This is a genomic window from Promicromonospora sp. MEB111 (assembly GCF_030209445.1).
Taxonomy (GTDB): domain Bacteria; phylum Actinomycetota; class Actinomycetes; order Actinomycetales; family Cellulomonadaceae; genus Promicromonospora.
Map to the genome: position 1 here is coordinate 58,085 of NZ_JARVSD010000009.1, position 15,227 is coordinate 73,311.

17 protein-coding genes are annotated in these 15,227 nt (G+C 68.9%); 7 read left to right on the forward strand and 10 right to left on the reverse strand.

Going from position 1 to position 15,227, the window contains the following annotated elements:
- Positions 1-286 precede the first annotated feature (286 nt).
- Positions 287-1,093, forward strand: coding sequence for a tyrosine-type recombinase/integrase (locus QRN56_RS11335; protein WP_285103265.1), 807 nt, complete (start codon positions 287-289; stop codon positions 1,091-1,093).
- Positions 1,094-1,276: 183 nt separating this feature from the next.
- Here QRN56_RS11335 and QRN56_RS11340 read toward each other — a convergent pair whose 3' ends face one another.
- Entirely contained in the window at positions 1,277-2,020 is a 744-nt protein-coding gene (locus tag QRN56_RS11340; protein WP_285103267.1) for an SDR family NAD(P)-dependent oxidoreductase, read from the reverse strand.
- Between the two features lie 175 nt (positions 2,021-2,195).
- The gene (locus tag QRN56_RS11345) at positions 2,196-3,122 is read right to left on the reverse strand and encodes a helix-turn-helix transcriptional regulator (protein WP_285103268.1); all 927 of its coding nucleotides are present in this window, start codon (positions 3,120-3,122) and stop codon (positions 2,196-2,198) included.
- A 403-nt stretch (positions 3,123-3,525) separates the two neighbouring features.
- On the opposite strand from QRN56_RS11345, the gene QRN56_RS11350 reads away from it, so the two are divergent.
- The 3 genes from QRN56_RS11350 to QRN56_RS11360 all read left to right on the forward strand — a co-directional run bounded on the left by QRN56_RS11350 (position 3,526) and on the right by QRN56_RS11360 (position 6,915).
- A complete protein-coding gene (locus QRN56_RS11350) occupies positions 3,526-4,875 on the forward strand; it encodes an MFS transporter (protein ID WP_285103269.1) in 1,350 nt (449 codons plus the stop codon).
- Positions 4,872-5,789 (forward strand): alpha/beta fold hydrolase, encoded by a 918-nt coding sequence (locus tag QRN56_RS11355; RefSeq protein ID WP_285103271.1) that lies wholly within the window; start codon positions 4,872-4,874, stop codon positions 5,787-5,789. The genes QRN56_RS11350 and QRN56_RS11355 overlap by 4 nt, the downstream gene beginning before the upstream one ends.
- A gap of 145 nt (positions 5,790-5,934) precedes the next feature.
- Positions 5,935-6,915, forward strand: a complete 981-nt coding sequence (locus QRN56_RS11360) for a helix-turn-helix transcriptional regulator (RefSeq protein WP_285103272.1) — start codon at positions 5,935-5,937, stop codon at positions 6,913-6,915.
- Positions 6,916-6,938: 23 nt separating this feature from the next.
- On the opposite strand, the gene QRN56_RS11365 is transcribed toward QRN56_RS11360, so the two are convergent.
- Positions 6,939-7,916 (reverse strand): saccharopine dehydrogenase family protein, encoded by a 978-nt coding sequence (locus tag QRN56_RS11365; RefSeq protein ID WP_285103273.1) that lies wholly within the window; start codon positions 7,914-7,916, stop codon positions 6,939-6,941.
- A gap of 201 nt (positions 7,917-8,117) precedes the next feature.
- On the opposite strand from QRN56_RS11365, the gene QRN56_RS11370 reads away from it, so the two are divergent.
- Positions 8,118-8,687, forward strand: coding sequence for a TetR/AcrR family transcriptional regulator (locus tag QRN56_RS11370; protein WP_285103275.1), 570 nt, complete (start codon positions 8,118-8,120; stop codon positions 8,685-8,687).
- 59 nt (positions 8,688-8,746) lie between these two features.
- Here QRN56_RS11370 and QRN56_RS11375 read toward each other — a convergent pair whose 3' ends face one another.
- The 5 genes from QRN56_RS11375 to QRN56_RS11395 form a co-directional block, all read right to left on the reverse strand.
- Positions 8,747-9,595 carry an enoyl-CoA hydratase/isomerase family protein gene (locus tag QRN56_RS11375; RefSeq protein ID WP_285103277.1) on the reverse strand — a complete coding sequence of 283 codons (849 nt, stop codon included), beginning with the start codon at positions 9,593-9,595 and terminating at the stop codon, positions 8,747-8,749.
- A 115-nt stretch (positions 9,596-9,710) separates the two neighbouring features.
- The gene (locus QRN56_RS11380) at positions 9,711-10,541 is read right to left on the reverse strand and encodes a helix-turn-helix domain-containing protein (protein WP_285103279.1); all 831 of its coding nucleotides are present in this window, start codon (positions 10,539-10,541) and stop codon (positions 9,711-9,713) included.
- Between the two features lie 103 nt (positions 10,542-10,644).
- Positions 10,645-11,232: a GyrI-like domain-containing protein gene (locus QRN56_RS11385; RefSeq protein ID WP_285103280.1), complete on the reverse strand. Its 588-nt coding sequence runs from the start codon at positions 11,230-11,232 to the stop codon at positions 10,645-10,647.
- Positions 11,233-11,286: 54 nt separating this feature from the next.
- Entirely contained in the window at positions 11,287-11,658 is a 372-nt protein-coding gene (locus tag QRN56_RS11390) for a nucleoside triphosphate pyrophosphohydrolase family protein (RefSeq protein WP_285103282.1), read from the reverse strand.
- A complete protein-coding gene (locus tag QRN56_RS11395) occupies positions 11,651-12,262 on the reverse strand; it encodes a TetR/AcrR family transcriptional regulator (protein ID WP_285103284.1) in 612 nt (203 codons plus the stop codon). The genes QRN56_RS11390 and QRN56_RS11395 overlap by 8 nt, the downstream gene beginning before the upstream one ends.
- A gap of 373 nt (positions 12,263-12,635) precedes the next feature.
- Between QRN56_RS11395 and QRN56_RS11400 the strand changes: the two genes are divergently transcribed.
- Positions 12,636-12,983 (forward strand): nuclear transport factor 2 family protein, encoded by a 348-nt coding sequence (locus tag QRN56_RS11400; protein ID WP_285103286.1) that lies wholly within the window; start codon positions 12,636-12,638, stop codon positions 12,981-12,983.
- A 113-nt stretch (positions 12,984-13,096) separates the two neighbouring features.
- On the opposite strand, the gene QRN56_RS11405 is transcribed toward QRN56_RS11400, so the two are convergent.
- A complete protein-coding gene (locus tag QRN56_RS11405) occupies positions 13,097-13,309 on the reverse strand; it encodes an OsmC family protein (RefSeq protein WP_350224566.1) in 213 nt (70 codons plus the stop codon).
- A gap of 114 nt (positions 13,310-13,423) precedes the next feature.
- Here QRN56_RS11405 and QRN56_RS11410 point away from each other — a divergent pair, with 114 nt between their 5' ends.
- Positions 13,424-14,332, forward strand: a complete 909-nt coding sequence (locus tag QRN56_RS11410; protein ID WP_285103290.1) for a helix-turn-helix transcriptional regulator — start codon at positions 13,424-13,426, stop codon at positions 14,330-14,332.
- Here QRN56_RS11410 and QRN56_RS11415 read toward each other — a convergent pair.
- Positions 14,304-15,134 (reverse strand): helix-turn-helix transcriptional regulator, encoded by an 831-nt coding sequence (locus QRN56_RS11415; RefSeq protein ID WP_285103291.1) that lies wholly within the window; start codon positions 15,132-15,134, stop codon positions 14,304-14,306. The two genes, QRN56_RS11410 and QRN56_RS11415, sit on opposite strands and share 29 nt — an antisense overlap.
- Between the last annotated feature and the right edge of the window lie 93 nt (positions 15,135-15,227).

Below are 15,227 nucleotides of genomic sequence, written 5' to 3' on the forward strand. Positions count from 1 at the left end.
CTCCGGGCCTGAGAGGTTTGTAGAACTTGAGCACCGCAACAGAAACGCAACTTTCCGTAAGTAGCGTGCGGGCGTCGTGGCCGCCCCGTAGTAGTTCGGGCAGGACGACTCTTCTCGAACCCGCCCCAATCCACGCCGGCCGCGACTACTCCGGCCTGACGGCCGTGGATGCTGCCCGTGTGGCGGCAGCGATCCCTCTGCTGAGCGCGCTCCGTCGACGCTGGTCTCGTATGCCTCGGCGTGGCGCCTCTTCGTCCGATGGTGCGCGGTCCGTGGGTTGGAGCCATTGCCTGCCGATCCGGCGACGGTGTGTGCCTACCTGGCCGAGCGGGCAGAGCGTGGTCTGGCTAACGCCACGATCACGGCGTGCTGTGCTGCGATCCGGTATGAGCACCAGCGGGCCGGCGCCCCCGACCCGATCGCAGATCCGACTGTCGCGCGGGTGCGGCGGGGCCTGCGGCGCATCCTCGGCGTCGCGCCCCGTCGGCAGGCGCGTGCGTTGCTGACCGAGGACATCCGGTCCATGGTCGATCAGATCGACGGGCACACCGTGGCGGGTGCTCGGGACCGCGCCTTGCTCCTGCTCGGCTTCGCATCGGCTCTGCGCAGGTCTGAACTGGCGGAGCTGGCGCTCGACGACGTCGTGTTCGTGCGAGACGGAGTACTGCTGAACATCCGGAGGTCCAAGGGCGACCCGGATGCGGAGGGGCAGGTGGTCGCGGTCGCCACAGGTGCGCACGCCGGGACCGACCCGGTGGCAGCGCTGCGTTACTGGATCGCAGTGCGCGGGACCCGGCCGGGGAACGTGTTCACCAGGGTTCGCTCGAACGGTCGCGCGACTGTCGAACGGATCAGTGGCCACACCGTCAGGTGCATCATTCGCACTCGGGCCGCAGCTGCGGGGATCGAGAGCGAACGTGTCTCGGGGCACTCGTTACGTGCGGGGCACGCCACGGCCGCCGCGCTCGCTGGCGTCCCATTGGACAGGATCGCTGCTCAGACGCGTCACAAGGAGATCTCTACGCTCGTCCGGCACTACATCCGTCCGTTGGACGCGATGGCAAACACGTCGAGCCGGTCGTTGGGACTGTGAGTTTCTGAAGGGCGGATCAAGATGCGCCTGAGCTAGGTCACCTCCCCTCCAGGCAGTGTCTGTCGCGCTACTGCCTGGAGGGCTTGTGGTGAAACCGCCGCACGACGTGGGCCGACTCCTACCGCGCTGTGAATGCGATCGAGCGGCCGAGAGCGCTGACCGGCAAGAGGCCAACGTCGAGCATTAGATATAGAACCCCCCGGAGACTTCGATCGACTGGGCGTTGACCCAGCGGTTGTCGTCGGAGAGCAGGCTCGCGATGACGCCACCGATCTCGTCGGGTTCGCCGACCCGGCCCAGTGCTGTGGCGCCCGCCAGCTGCGCTTCGAACTCGTCGTTCAGGCCGCCGCCGAGCTCGGTGCGGATGGCGCCAGGGGCGATCGAGTTCGCCCGGATTCGGCGGTCGCCGAACTCCTTGGCCATGTAGCGGGTCAGGACCTCGAGGCCGCCCTTGAAGCTCGCGTACGGTGCGACACCGATGGTCGCCACGCGGCTTGTTGCGCTGACAAGGTTCACGATTTGACCGCCGTCGGCGATCAGAGGCAGCAGGGTCTGGGTGAGGAAGAACGGGCCCTTGAGGTGCACACGGAACAGGCCGTCGAACTGCTCCTCGGTAACCGTGGCGATGGGGTTGTAAAGGCCGTAACCGGCATTGTTGACCAGGTAGTCGAAGTCGGTCCGGCCCCAGGTCTCCTGCAAGGTGCCACTGACCGCTGTGGCGAAGGCCGGGAATGTGGTGGTGTCGGTCACGTCGAGCTCCACCGCTACCGCCGTGCCGCCGTCGGCGTTGATCTTGCCGACGACTTCCGCGGCCGCGTCCGGATTGCTGTTGTAGGTGATGATGACGCCGAGGCCGCGTCGGGCGCAGGCCAGTGCTGTGGCGGCGCCGATACCGCGGCTGCCGCCGGTGATGATCACGATGTTCATGACCCTGAGTCTTCGGCCGCGGCGGCGACCGGAGAAGGGCGAGACTGCCTAGGAGCGGTACACCCTGGATGCGAGAACCACGCACCCGTACCGCCCCCGCACCGTGCCTAGCCGACCCTGACGAAGATCGGGGTGTACCACACCACCCTCTGGCCGATCACAACGGCCGTCCGGGTCAAGCTGGCGCGACGCCCGGACCGCCGCCGAGCCGGGCTGTCAGTTCTGGACGGGAGCTGATGCCGACCTTGGTGTACACGGCCTTGACGTGGTCACGGACCGTGTGGATCGAGAGGTGGAGCCCCGTGGCGATCTCCTTGATGGAGCGACCTTCGACAAGCATCGACGTGAGCTGGGTCTCGCGTTCGGTCAGGCCGTAGAGCGCGATCAGCAGCGGCCACATCGAGGCGCCGGTCGCGGGCTCGAGCCCGAGGACGACGGCGCCGTCGACCGTGCCGCGCAGCACCTCGGCGCGTACCGTCACCAGCTCGCCGCTCGCGGCTCGGATGCGGGAGCGTGCCGGCCGCAGGGTGCGGCCCCCGGCCGACCCCGAGGCCGACTGGCGGTCCTGGGCGCGCGCCTGGAGTGTGATCCAGCGCAGTGACGCGGGAAGTTCTTCGTCCGACGTGCGGACGCCGAGCTGTTCGAGCCAGCGCCCGCCGTCGGGCGTGAAGCCGAGCACTCGGTCGTCGCGGTCGGTGAGGACGGTGCCCGACCGTTCATCGACGGTCGCGGCGGACCACTCGCCGCTGTTGCGCACCACGGTCCGCAGCAGGTCGGTGCGCAGGGCCAGGCCGACGTCTCGCGAGATGGCTGAGACGACGGCGACCTCATCCCGTGTGAAGTCAGGTAGGTCCGCACCGCGATACAAGCACGCGGCGCCCCACGTCCTCCCGCCGTTGCGGGCGAGCACCCGCATCTGATCGCCAGCGCCGGCCGCGCGGTAGTGACCGTCGAACTGCGCGGAGCGGGCTCGCTCGCCCGGCATGGCCAGCCCCAGTGTCGAGACGCTGCGGCTCTGCCGATCGAGCTCGTCGAGGCGGTTGACGTCGTTGGCGGCTACCTCGTACTGCAGAGCTGGGTACTCGAAAGGCCGTAGCTCCATCGGGAGCAAGGTTTCCGGGTCGGACGTCCACCAGTCGCCGCCGTCGAACTGGACCACCTTCCGCAGGCGATGTTCCACCTCGTCCAGGAGCTCCCGTGCCGCGGGTGGGCGGGCCGCGAGATCTGCGACGGTCTCGCGTAGTGCAACGACACGATGGTCATTCAGGGAGATCTGGGAGGTGACCACCTTGTCACAGTACGAGGCCCGCGTGAGGTGCGACATCCCCCAGGTGCGGGGGTGTTCATCACCCCCAAGGTGGGGGATGGGCTCACGGCACTGGCCCGCCCAGTCTGGAGCCATGTCAACCACTTCCGCATCCGCCGGTCCGACGGCCCGCCGACCCCGTGGCGTGTCCCCGGGCCGGGGGCCGCGGGGCGCCGAGCTCCCGATACGGCCGGGCCTCTTGCTCGCCGTCCTCGCGATCACCCAACTCACCATCCAGCTCGACACGACCATCGTCACGGTCGCGCTGCCGTCGGCGCAGGCGGACCTCGGCATCTCCGACGCCGACCGGCACTGGGTCGTGACTGCCTACGCCATCACGTTCGGCGGCCTGCTGCTCCTCGGGGGCCGGGTCGGTGACTATCTGGGGCGCAAGCGCGCGTTGGTGTGGTCGCTGGTCGGGTTCGGTATCGCGTCCCTCCTGGGTGGCCTCGCGGGCAGTGCGGGCCTGCTGTATGCCGCGCGCGCACTGCAGGGCGCCTTCGGCGCCGTCCTCGCACCGGTGGTCCTCTCGCTGATCACCACGAACTTCACCGAGCCGGCCCAGCGAGCCAAGGCGTTCGCAGTATGGGGCGGGGTAGGGGGCCTGGGCGCATCGCTCGGACTGATCCTGGGCGGCGTCCTGACCGAGTACACCTCCTGGCGCTGGACCCTGCTGGTCAACGCCCCGCTGGCGATCGCTATCGCCGCCGCAGCGCTACTCGTCGTCCGGGAGTCGAAGGTCGCCGTCCGCGGCCGGCTCGACCTGCCCGGAACGGTGACGTCGACCCTCGGCGTCGCGGCGATCGTCTACGGCGCCACCCTCGCAGAGGCGTACGGCTGGGCCTCGATCCAAGCCTTGGCGCCGATTGTGGGAGGGCTACTCCTGCTGGCGGCCTTCTTCGGCATCGAGTACCGGACCAAGGACCCGCTGCTCCCGCTGTCCGTGCTTACCGACCGCGTCCGCGGCAGCGCGTTCGGAGCGACCGCGCTCCTGGCCGGCGCCATCTTCGCCAGCAACGTGCTGATCATCTACTACCTGCAGCAGGTGCGCGGCTACAACGCGCTCGAGTCCGGGCTGGCATTCTTACCCACGACCCTCGCCGTTCTCATCTTCGCCACGGTAGGTGGGCGACTCATGCTCAGGTTCGGGCCGCGCGTCGTGATCGCGACCGGCGCGGCGTCTGGTGTCGCAGGGTTCCTGATGCTCGCTTCGGCGAGCAGCGCCACCGGGCTCGCCGTCCTGTTGCCCGCGATGGCGCTGGTCGGCGCCGCAGTCGGCTTGTCCTGGCCCGCACTGAGCGCCACAGCCCTGACCGGCGTGCCGGACGAGCACTCCGGGGCAGCGGGCGGAACGGTGAACGCTGCCCAGCAGGTCAGCGGTGCGGTGGTCATCGCCGTGCTGAACACCGTCGCCGCCAGCGTGACGGTCGGCAGCGGCTCGCTCATGGACGGACTGTCCGTGGCCCTCCTGGTGTGCGCCGGTCTCATGGTCGCCACCGTGCTCGTCTCCCTCAACATCACCGTCCCCCGTGAAAGGACCCAGTCATGACCCTCTCCGACCTCACCACCGAAGAACCGCTGAGCGCCGGCTACGACACCGCGACCCGCGACGATCCAGCCTTTCAGGACACGTTCCGGCACAGCTTCACCACGATCGACGACCTGCAGATGCACTACGTCGTGGGCGGTGACGGGCCTACCCCGATCGTGCTGCTGCACGGCTTCACCGAGACCTGGTACGGCTGGCTGCCGATCATGGCCGACCTCCTGCCGGGTCACACCGTGATCGCGATCGACCTCCCCGGCCTCGGTGACAGCACCGGTTCCCTCCCGTCGCACGACAAGGTCACCCTCGCCGGCTACGTCCACCGGCTCCTGGACCTGCTGGGCTTCAGCCGAGGCGTCCAGCTCGTGTCGCACGATGCGGGTGGCGGCATCGCGTTCGCTCTGGTCACGCAGTGGAGCGACCAGTTCTCGGGCTGGCTGATGATGGACTTCCCGATTGTCGGCGGATCGCTGCGCTACGACCAGGTGCGCACGCTGTCCTACCACTTCGCGTTCTACGAGCAGGAGCCCCTGTTCGAGGACCTCGTCGCCGGGCGTGAGCGCCTGTACCTGGACTACTTCTACCGGGTCCTGACGCCGGGAGGGGCCCTGCCGATGACCCCCCAGGTCCTCGACGAGTACGTTCGTGCCTATTCCCGGCCGGTCGCGCTGCACAACGGGTCCCGGTACTACCAGGCGTGGCCGCAGGACGAGGTCGACAACCGACTGGCGATGACACAGCCGCTGACACTGCCCGTGCACGTCCTGGCTCAGGCATCCCTGCTCGACACGTTCCTGACGGCCGTCCGCGACGGCGCGCCCCAGGCCACCGGTGCGGCGCTGGACACCGGTCACTGGATGCTGCACGAAGCACCCGGGGCAGTCCTGACCGCGATCAGGGAATTCTTCGGCTACTGACCGTGATCCTGGCCGACTCGCCCGGCGATGGTGCGCGACGGTGCCAGCTCTCGCAACCGGCACCGTCGTCGCGCTCCGTACGCGTCAGCCGTGGAGCCTGCGGCCTGGCTCCGTGTGATCCCTCTTCGCTCCTATGGTGGCAATCGTGATCAGCACCTCTTCGCGGCTGCTACAGCTGTTGTCCCTCCTGTGGTCGCGGACGAGCTGGACGGCCGGCGAGCTCGCGCAGCGCATGGACGTCACGGAGCGGACGGTGCGCCGTGACGTCGCTCGTCTGCGCGACCTCGGCTACGACGTCGAGTCGGATCCGGGCCACTGGGGTGGCTACCGGTTCCGGGAGAGTCTCAGCCATCTGCCCCTCGTGCTCGACGACGAAGAGGCGCTGGCTGTCAGTGTGGCACTGCGTGAGGCCGCGCAGACCAGGGTGCTCGGTGACGACCAGGCGGTGCTGTCGGCGCTGTTGAAGCTGCGCCAGCTCCTCCCGGCACGGGTGGCCTCGAGGCTCGGCGCGATGGACGACGTCTTCGAGCACACCACGAGAGTCTGCGGGCAGCCGCTCTCACCCGGGATGCTCGCCGGGTTGGCGCAGGTCTGCCGGCGCAGCGAGCGGATCACACTGTCCTACCGGAGCATGCAGGGGATCGACACGGTGCGTGACGTCGACCCGTATCGCCTGGTCTTCACCGGGAACTGCTGGTGCCTCGTGGCGCTAGACGTGGCCAAGGGAGCCTGGCGGACCTTCCGCGCCGACCGGGCGATCGACGTCCACCCCACCGGCCGGGTGGTGCGCCTGCAGGACCCGCCCGACGCCGCACAGCTCGTTGCCGAGACGCTCGTCAGCGACTACCCGCTCTACGCCGTCGTGCGCCTGTCGCTGTCGCTCGAGGACGCGATGCGCGCGGTGCCGCCCACCGCCGGTACTTATGAGCCCGATGGGCCGCACGCCACGATCGTGCGGATCGGCGGCGCGGACGTGGAGTCCCTCGGGGAGTACCTGATGCGCGTGGGTGTCCCGCTGACGGTCCTGTCCCCGGACTCGGTACGCGAGGCGGTACGACGACGAGCCATGGCGCTGGTCGAAACCAACGGCTCGGCCGGGGCGACGAGCTCGTCGCCCCGGCCGTAGCGCGTGCGCCGTCAGCACTGCTGTCAGAGGTCGACGATGGTGGTGTCCGCGATGCCGGTGGCCAGCTCCGGGCCGTAGGCCGAGGCAGGGCTCTGGAACCCGGCGGAGAACTGCCCGTCGAGCACGCGGCGCGCGATCTCGACCGAGCTCAGCTGGGTGAACGTGTAACCGGTGGGAGTGTCGATCAGCGACCGTGCCACCTGACCGTCACGGCCGGTCACCTCAGCGATGGCCAGGTAGCGGCCCTGGCTGCGTTCCTGCGCGGTGGGCCCAGCGTCAGCGGGGTCGACGTCGGGGAAGCCGGCATCCGTGCCGAGGAACACCTCGATGTTCCCGATGCCGGTCGACCGCAGACCGGTGATCAGATCGCCCATCGGGACCGGTACGCAGTCCTCCGGGCCGTTGCCGAAGTCGAACGACCGCGTGGCGACCTCGTCGAGCCGGGTCAGCTCGCCGGACCGACGTACCAGGGTGCCCAGGTCCCCGATACCGGCAGAGCTGGCCAGTGAGCCGCGGGAGAAGCCGCCGGTCACGCGCAGTGCGATCGTGAGCTTCTCCGCATCGGGCACACGGCGGGCGGTGTGCAGGGCGAGGCTGTCGCTCGGGACCACGTCCCACCCGGTGCCGGACATGATCATGACACCGGCACGTAACGCCTCGGAGCCCTTGGACTCCGCCAGTGCGAAGATGTCGAACTCCGCTGTCGTGTCGAGATAGTGCACGCCGGCCTCGATGGCCGCGTCCATCAGCTGCCGGGCCGTGTGCCGGAACGGTCCGGCGACGTTGAGCACGCAGTCGACGTCCTGCAGCGCCTTGCGCACCGCGTCAGCGTCATCGACGTCGAACACCCGGGACTCGACACCTAGGGTCCCCGCCAGCTCGCGGACCTTTCCAGTGTCGCGTCCTGCCACTGTCACATCCAGGCCGGTCTGTACCGCCCGCTCGGCGACCAAGCGACCGGTGTACCCGGTCGCGCCGTAGATCAGCAGTCGTCCGCTCATGCTGTTGGTTCCTCTCTTCAGGCCGGGTCTTTCCCGGTCCATCTGCACGCTAGGGACCGACCCGGACAGGTTCCGTCCGCAAAGCGCTGCCGGTCGTGTGATCCGACGGACACCGGTGCGCGCCGAGCAGGCTCCGCGAAGTCCGGATCCGTCCCGTGCGCCAGTAGCCTGGTCCGAGGAACCGAAGAGGTGAGACGAGCAATGAGCACCAAGCCTCGTGAGCTTCGCGCGGATGCGCGCGAGAACCGCCTCCGCATCCTGGCGGTCGCGACCGACGTCATCGAACAGCAGGGCACGATGGCGTCGTTGAACGAGATTGCCAAGCGTGCCGGAGTGGGTCCCGGCACGCTCTACCGTCACTTTCCTTCACGCGAGGCCCTGCTCGCGGAAGTGCTGGCGACATGGGTGACACGAGTGGAGGAAGCCGCCCAGTCGGCTCCTGTGCGCACTCGCGACGATCTCGTGGACTGGCTCGGACGCCTTGCCGGAATCGCGAGCGGCTACCGCGGACTGGCCGCGAGCATGGCCGCGAGCATGGAGGACGAGTCCTCCCCGCTGCGTCATGCGCATCGCGCGAGCCTTGTGGCCAATACGCTCGTGTTCGAGCGGGCCCGCGAGGCCGGACTGATCGGCCACGCCGTGGATTCCGGAACGGTGGCGCGGCTGGTCACCGGCGTGGCGATGGTCGCGGAGCAGGCGAAGCTGCCGCCCGAACAGGTGCGCGACATGCTCTGGGTGATCCTGGACGGGCTGACCGCACGCCCTGGCTGAACCACGAAGGACGCACGGGTGAGCACCTGGTGGTGCCGGCCCGTGCGTCCTTCCAGCGGTCAGCGCTGCTGCGCGATCACGGCGATCTCCGTGGCCAGGTCGTACTCCAGGGGCCCGCGCTCCTGCATGCCCTTCTCGAGCAGCCGCCCGACCGTGGCGCCGACCTCAGGGTTGGAGACGGCCGCCCAGTAGGCGTCGGAGTGCAGCGGGTACTCCGCGTCCGGCAGGCGCGTGTACTTGTTGATGAACTCCTTGACCTCCACGATCGCCTGGTGGTCCCACCCGGACACGCGCCGGGCGAAGCGGGCCACGAACTCGTCCAGTTCGGCGTCCGGGAGCGCACGGTTGACGTAGCCGTACTTCTCCGCGAGGGCGCCGTCGAAGTCCTCGGCACCGAGCAGGATCTCCATCGTGCGCCCACGGCCGACCAGGGAAGGCAGCCGTCCGCTGGCACCGCCGCCGGTGACCGCGTTCAGGGCGATCTCGACCTGGGCGAGCTTGGCCTTCTCCAGGCTGGCGAAGCGCATGTCCATGGCCAGCACCAGCTCGCTGCCTGCGCCGCGGGTGATGCCCCGGATGGCGGCGATGGTCACGGCGTCGAGCTTGCTTATGCGGACGGTGATGTCGACCCAGGCGGAGTAGTCGGTGGCCTTGGGCAGGGCCTCGGCGAGGTCGTTGTCCACGGTGACGTCGTAGTGGGCGATGTAGAAGTCGGGGTCAGCGCTGTCGAACACCACCACGTTGACCGTCTTGTTGCTCTCCAGCTCGGTGAGCAGCGCCTTGAGGTCCCCCATCATCTCCAGCCCGATGACGTTGATCGGCGGGTTGTTGAAGGTCACACGCCAGAACGTGGGCGACTCGACCGTCAGGGTGAGGTGCTTGGGGTTGAACTCTTCGAGGAACGTCATGCTGCAGCCTTTCCAAGTATTCGGAGAGGGTCTCCGATTACTTGGTGTGCAGCATCGACGAGCTTGCTGATATTCCCGCCCGGGATTGCTCCTTGGCGTGCCCCGCCCCGCGTCCTCACGGCTGCGTGGTTCGGGTGGCCTCGAGAGTGCCGAGGAGGGCGAGGGCGTCCGCGCTGGGGCTTCCTGCCGGTGCGGTCGCGACGGTGAGCTGCTGTCCGGGTGCTTCGCGGACGTCGAGCGTCTGGTAGGTCAGGGTGATCCGGCCGACGTCGGGGTGGTTGATGACCTTCTCGGTCAGGCTCAGGCCTGCCACGGTTTGGTCGGCCCAGAACGTGGCGAACTCTGGTGAGGTGGCGAGCAGGCGGGAGACAGCCGGGCGGACGGCGGGGTGCGGGTCGGCGTAGCCCGCTGCCAGGCGCAGTGCGCTGACCGCGGCGCGTGCGACATGGTCCCAGTGGGCGAAGTAGTCTCGCGCGGCGGGGTCGACGAACAGGAAGTCGAACGCCCCGAGGGTCAGCTGCGACGGGCCCAGGAGCGCCTTGGCCGTGGTGTTGGCGGCGAGGATCTGGAAACCGGGGTCGACGACGTAGGCGGCGGCGTGCGGGAAGGCGTCCATGAGCTGGAGCAGCTCGGGGCTGACCGGTCCTGGCTCGGGTTGGCCGGCGGGTGCGAGCTTCGCGAGGCGGAAGGTGTGCTCGCGGGCGTCCGGGCTGAGCCGCAGGGCGGTGCACAGGGCGTCCACGACCTGCGCCGACGGGGTGCGTTCGCGCCCCTGCTCGAGCCGGGCGTAGTAGTCGGCGCTGACGCCGGCCAGCACGGCGACCTCCTCGCGCCGCAGCCCGTTGACCCGCCGTGCGCCGACGTCGGGCAGGCCGACGTCGGCGGGCGTGAGGCGGGAGCGCTGGGCGCGGAGGAACTCGCCGAGGGGGCCGGGTGGTGTCGCCATGCCTCTCACGCTAACCGCGTTCGGCGGGCTCGGACAGGGTGCGGTCCTCCCTGTCTCGCGACCCGGAGTGCCGCCGCACGCACAGGTTCACAGCGGTGCTCGCTCATGTGACCGGGTCGCGCAGGATCGTGCGCAACGTGTCCTGCGGCGTGCTGCGCGTGAAGGCGTCCAGGTGGACCTCGTGGTGCGGCCCGCTGCGGTGGAGACCGCGCTGCCGCGCGAAGTCGCCGAGCCGTCCAAGCGTGGCGAACTCCTCGGCGAACGGGCCGTGGTGCATGACCTGGACGACGTCCTGCTCGGCAATGGTGAAGACGGTGACCTCGTCGGACGCCGTGTCCGCGGTGCTGGATGCGCGGGCGCGAGCGGCATCGACGTCCTGCTGGGTGGTGCCGACCGGGACCTGGGACAGGACCCGGTAGAGCAGGGACGGAACCGGGTTGACGCTGTAGAAGTCGGCGATCTCGACGGGCCTGGACCCCTCGGGGTACCAGTACTGGATCTCCTCGACCGGTGCGGAGTCCGCGCCAGTCAGTTCGGCGGCGATTTCGGTGACCAGGGCCTTCTTGCGGTAGAACTCGTCGGTTCCCGGCGCTCCGTCGCCCAGGACGGCGACATAGGTCACCGCGGGGTTGCGAACGTGCTCGGGGTCGTCGGAGGCCTGCAAGTGCTCGGTGGGCTGTGTCTCTAACATGGCTGCTCCTTCGCGGATCGTGCGCAGCGGGGTCAGGCGGGGCGGTGCAACGGGTCAGCCCTGCTCGGACCTGGCGGGGTCCGTGTGGGCGATGGTGGACTCCAGGCCGGTGCGGATGCGGTCCATGGTCTGGGTGTAGGCCTCGTCGATGTCGATGCCGAGCTTGTCGGCCAGGACGAACGTCCACCACATCGATTCAGCGAGCTTGTGCTCCAGCTCCGCGCGCGGGTCACCCTCGATGTTCCAGGTGCCGTCGTTCGCGAGCAGGAGACGTCCGATGTAGCCGACGTCGTTGGAGAAGCCGAGCATCAGCTCGTGCAACGACCACGTCTTGCCGTTGAACCGCTCCTCCAGGACCTCGTAGAGCGAGCGGACGGCGAGGGCCTGCTCGCGGGCGGCGCCCAGCGGCGCACTCGAATCAGTCACGGTTGTTCTCCTCCGAAGGTGGTGCGGGAAAGGTCGCCATGGCTCGGTCTGCCAGGGCGAGGAGTGCCTCGCGCGTCGTCCCGTCGGCGGCGCGGACGGCGAAACCGCTGCTGAGCGTGATGAGGAAGGCGGCGAGCTCGCCGGGATCCTCGTCGGGGGGCAGATCGCCCTCGTCGATGGCGCGCCGGAAGCGGTCGGCGAACCGCTCCTGGATCGCCGCACGGTTCCGGGCGAGGACGGAATACTCGTTTGAACCCTCGGGGGTGGCAACTGCCTGGACCGACAGGCAGCCGGCCGGTCGCCCGGGCATGGTCACGGCGTGGGCGTTACCGATCAGGAACGCCCGCGCGCACTCCAGCGCGGTGGGTTTCTGGAGGGCCTCGGTGACGTACCCCATGTTGCGCTCGACGTACCGCCGCAACGCTGCCTGGAACAGCTGCGCCTTGTCGCCGAACGCCCCGTAGACGCTGGGCTTGTTGACTCCCATTGCCGCGGCAAGTTCCGTCAGGCCGGCGTTCGTGAAACCGCGGCGCCAGAACACCTCGACGGCGGCATCCAGTGCCTCGTCCGTGTCGAAGGCACGAGGTCGACCGGGTCTTGCCATCGTCACCTCCTGATCGAGGGGCTTTTCTTAACGGGCGGTACAAAAAGATCGTGCCACACGACTGGGCTTCTGTCATCGGGTCGTCGGCTCAGAAAGGTGGGTGCAGTCCTCCCTGTATCGCTCACCCTTCCTCGCAGGTATCCGCTGTTGGAGGGTGGGTGTGCGCGGCGGCCGACCGGTGCCCCGTGACGACCGTGAATGTGGATGGCGATGCCTCTTGACCACGATCGGACCCTGGGCCGCTGCGGGGTGCGGGTGAGCCCGCTCGCGCTGGGTGCCTGGGTGCCCTGAACTTCGACGACGGACCGACCACGATCAACGGCCTGACCTCCACAGCCTTCCAGCGATGACCACGACAACGAAGGAGCACGACATGCCTGGCACTGAGCACGACACCACGATCGCCGAGTGGATCGCCGCGACCAACACGCACGACTCTGCCGCGTACCTGGCGTTCTTCACCGATGACGCCGTCCTGGACGACCCCTCGGTCGGGGAGATCTTCGAGGGACATGCGGGGATCAACGAGTACTTCCAGTCCTACTTCATCGGCTATGGCACCCAGACACGACTGCTCAGCACCGAGCCACGCGACGGGTATCTCCATGTCGCGGTCGAGTTCACCGGCACCTTCCCCGAGAGGCGCGTCGGCGGGATCTTCGACGTCACCCTGACCGCGGAGAACAAGATCGCGCATGTGCGGGCCGACCTGCGCCGGTAGGGGTGGCGCTCCATCGACCCTTATCCCGCTCGGACACGGCGCGCGAACGACGAGGAGGGGCACACGGTCACACTGGGTGCCCCTCCTCGTCGTTTCAGATCTGGCTCGTGCGATCAGGCGACCGTCGCGTCGATCGTGACCGGGATGTTGCCACGGGTGGCGTTCGAGTACGGGCAGACCTTGTGGGCAGCCTCGACGAACTGGTCGGCGGTGGCCTGGTCCACTCCGGCGAGCTCGACGTGCAGCGCGGCGCTCAGGCCGTACGCGCCGTCCTCCTCCGGGCGGATGCCGACCTCGGCGACCACCGCGGAGTCCTCGGCGTCGATCTGATGTCATCCGACAGTCGACCAGCACCGGCCCAGGCACGACAGGCCCAACCTGACCCTGACAGAGTCAGGCTGAGCGCTCCCTGCGCGGCCGCCTCAGGCTACAAAGGACACATGGCCGCCAACGACCTGCGTGAGTTCCTGACCTCCCGGCGAGGCGCACTCGACCCGCACGACGTCGGCCTGCCGCCATCGGCGGCCCAGCGCCGGGTGCCCGGTCTGCGCCGCGAAGAGGTCGCGGCTCTGGCCGGGGTGAGCACCGCCTACTACACCAAGCTCGAACAGGGCCGCGCCGGCGACGTCTCGAACCAGGTGCTCGACGCCGTCGCGCGGGCCCTCCACCTCGACGACCTGGAGCGCCTCCATCTGCACCACCTGGTCCGCTCCGCCCAGCCGTCCAGTGTCCGGCCCGCACCACTGGAGCCAGAACGACGGGCCCGTGCGGCACTCGCAGCCACCGTCCACGCCCTGCACGCGGTCCCAGCGATGGTGCTCGGGCCACGTGCCGAGGTGCTGGCCGCCAACCGCCTGGCCGCGCTCCTGCTGGACGACTTCGCGGCGCTGCCGCGACGTGAGTGCAACATCGTGCGCTGGACCTTCCTCAACCCTCGGGCGCGCCAGGTCTACGCGGACTGGGCCGACGTCGCCGCACAAGTCGCCGCGTCCTGGCGGGCCCTGGCCGGCGCACGACCCGATGACGCGGTGCTCAGGCACATGATTGGCGAGCTCGCCGCGGCCTCGCCGCAGTTCCGCGAGGCATGGGCTGCACACCGTTTGTACGAGCACACCCACGGGAGCAAGACGTTCCGTAACGACCTGGTGGGGGCGATCACCCTGCACTACGAGTCCATGGCGCTCGAGGACGACGGGCAGACGATGGTGATCTACACGGCGGAGAGAGGGTCCCGGAGCGACGAAGCCCTGCAGCTGCTCGCGAGCTGGGGGAGCGAGGACGAGATCGCCGGGGCCCGGCCGGCGCCAGAGCGTGGCGTAACTACTGGAGATCAGCGAACAGAGCGTTGATCGAGGTCTCGAGGCTGTCGTGCGGTGCGAGCCGGCGCAGCGCCTCTGCGCTCTGTGACCCGGCGGTCGCGGACAGGACCACCATCTCCAGATCGGGTGCGCCACGGACGTTGAATCGCTGGTGGGCGAGTCGCAGCAGCCCCACCGCTGGGTGCTCGATGACGCGTGACGTGGCGGGCGCACCCGTGATGTTCTGGTCGTTCCACATCACCCGGAACGGCTCGCTCGCCTCCAGAAGCTGTTCGACCAGGGCGACCAGGTCAGGGTGCGGCGGTGAGTAGCTCATGGCGAGCCGGAGGCTGCACACCTCGGCGCGCGCCGCGTTCTCCCAGTCGACGTAGAACCGGCGGGCGCCCTCGTCGAGAAAGAGCGCGCCGACGATGGTTCCTTGACTGCTCAGCGGAGCGAGAAGGGCCGCGGCGGTCGCGTTCGTGGCTACCACCCGAGAGGCAGCGTTCGTGACGAACGCGGCGGCTCCGGGGAAAGCATCCAACGTCTGTTGCAGCTCGCCGCTCACCTCGCTGTCCGCGCACAGCGTGGACGGCGAGAGCTGCGCCAGCCGGAACAGGAAGTCTCGACCGTCAGGCCCGAGACGCAACGCCGCACTCAGCGCCTCAGCGACCTGCGCCGACGGTGTCCGTTCCCGCCCTTGTTCCAGTCGCGAGTAGTAGTCAGCGCTCACGCCGGCAAGCACCGCTACCTCCTCACGCCGGAGCCCATGCACGCGACGGCTTCCGGTAGTTCGCAGCCCGACGTCCTCGGGACTCAGCCGCTCACGCTGCGCGCGCAGGAAGTCCCCCATGCGGTTGCTAGAACTGTGGCCCATCACAACAGACTAGAAGCCGGCGTCCATGAGTGATACCGAGCAGGGTGGGTGCGCTGCACCCTGCCCCGG

Coding starts and splice junctions, on each gene's coding strand:
- QRN56_RS11395 (WP_285103284.1), bottom strand. CDS start 12,262: ATGGCAAGACCCGGTCGACCTCGTGCCTTCGACACGGACGAGGCACTG.
- QRN56_RS11385 (WP_285103280.1), bottom strand. CDS start 11,232: ATGTTAGAGACACAGCCCACCGAGCACTTGCAGGCCTCCGACGACCCC.
- QRN56_RS11370 (WP_285103275.1), top strand. CDS start 8,118: ATGAGCACCAAGCCTCGTGAGCTTCGCGCGGATGCGCGCGAGAACCGC.
- QRN56_RS11375 (WP_285103277.1), bottom strand. CDS start 9,595: ATGACGTTCCTCGAAGAGTTCAACCCCAAGCACCTCACCCTGACGGTC.
- QRN56_RS11400 (WP_285103286.1), top strand. CDS start 12,636: ATGCCTGGCACTGAGCACGACACCACGATCGCCGAGTGGATCGCCGCG.
- QRN56_RS11340 (WP_285103267.1), bottom strand. CDS start 2,020: ATGAACATCGTGATCATCACCGGCGGCAGCCGCGGTATCGGCGCCGCC.
- QRN56_RS11415 (WP_285103291.1), bottom strand. CDS start 15,134: ATGGGGGACTTCCTGCGCGCGCAGCGTGAGCGGCTGAGTCCCGAGGAC.
- QRN56_RS11410 (WP_285103290.1), top strand. CDS start 13,424: ATGGCCGCCAACGACCTGCGTGAGTTCCTGACCTCCCGGCGAGGCGCA.
- QRN56_RS11380 (WP_285103279.1), bottom strand. CDS start 10,541: ATGGCGACACCACCCGGCCCCCTCGGCGAGTTCCTCCGCGCCCAGCGC.
- QRN56_RS11355 (WP_285103271.1), top strand. CDS start 4,872: ATGACCCTCTCCGACCTCACCACCGAAGAACCGCTGAGCGCCGGCTAC.
- QRN56_RS11365 (WP_285103273.1), bottom strand. CDS start 7,916: ATGAGCGGACGACTGCTGATCTACGGCGCGACCGGGTACACCGGTCGC.
- QRN56_RS11345 (WP_285103268.1), bottom strand. CDS start 3,122: ATGGAGCTACGGCCTTTCGAGTACCCAGCTCTGCAGTACGAGGTAGCC.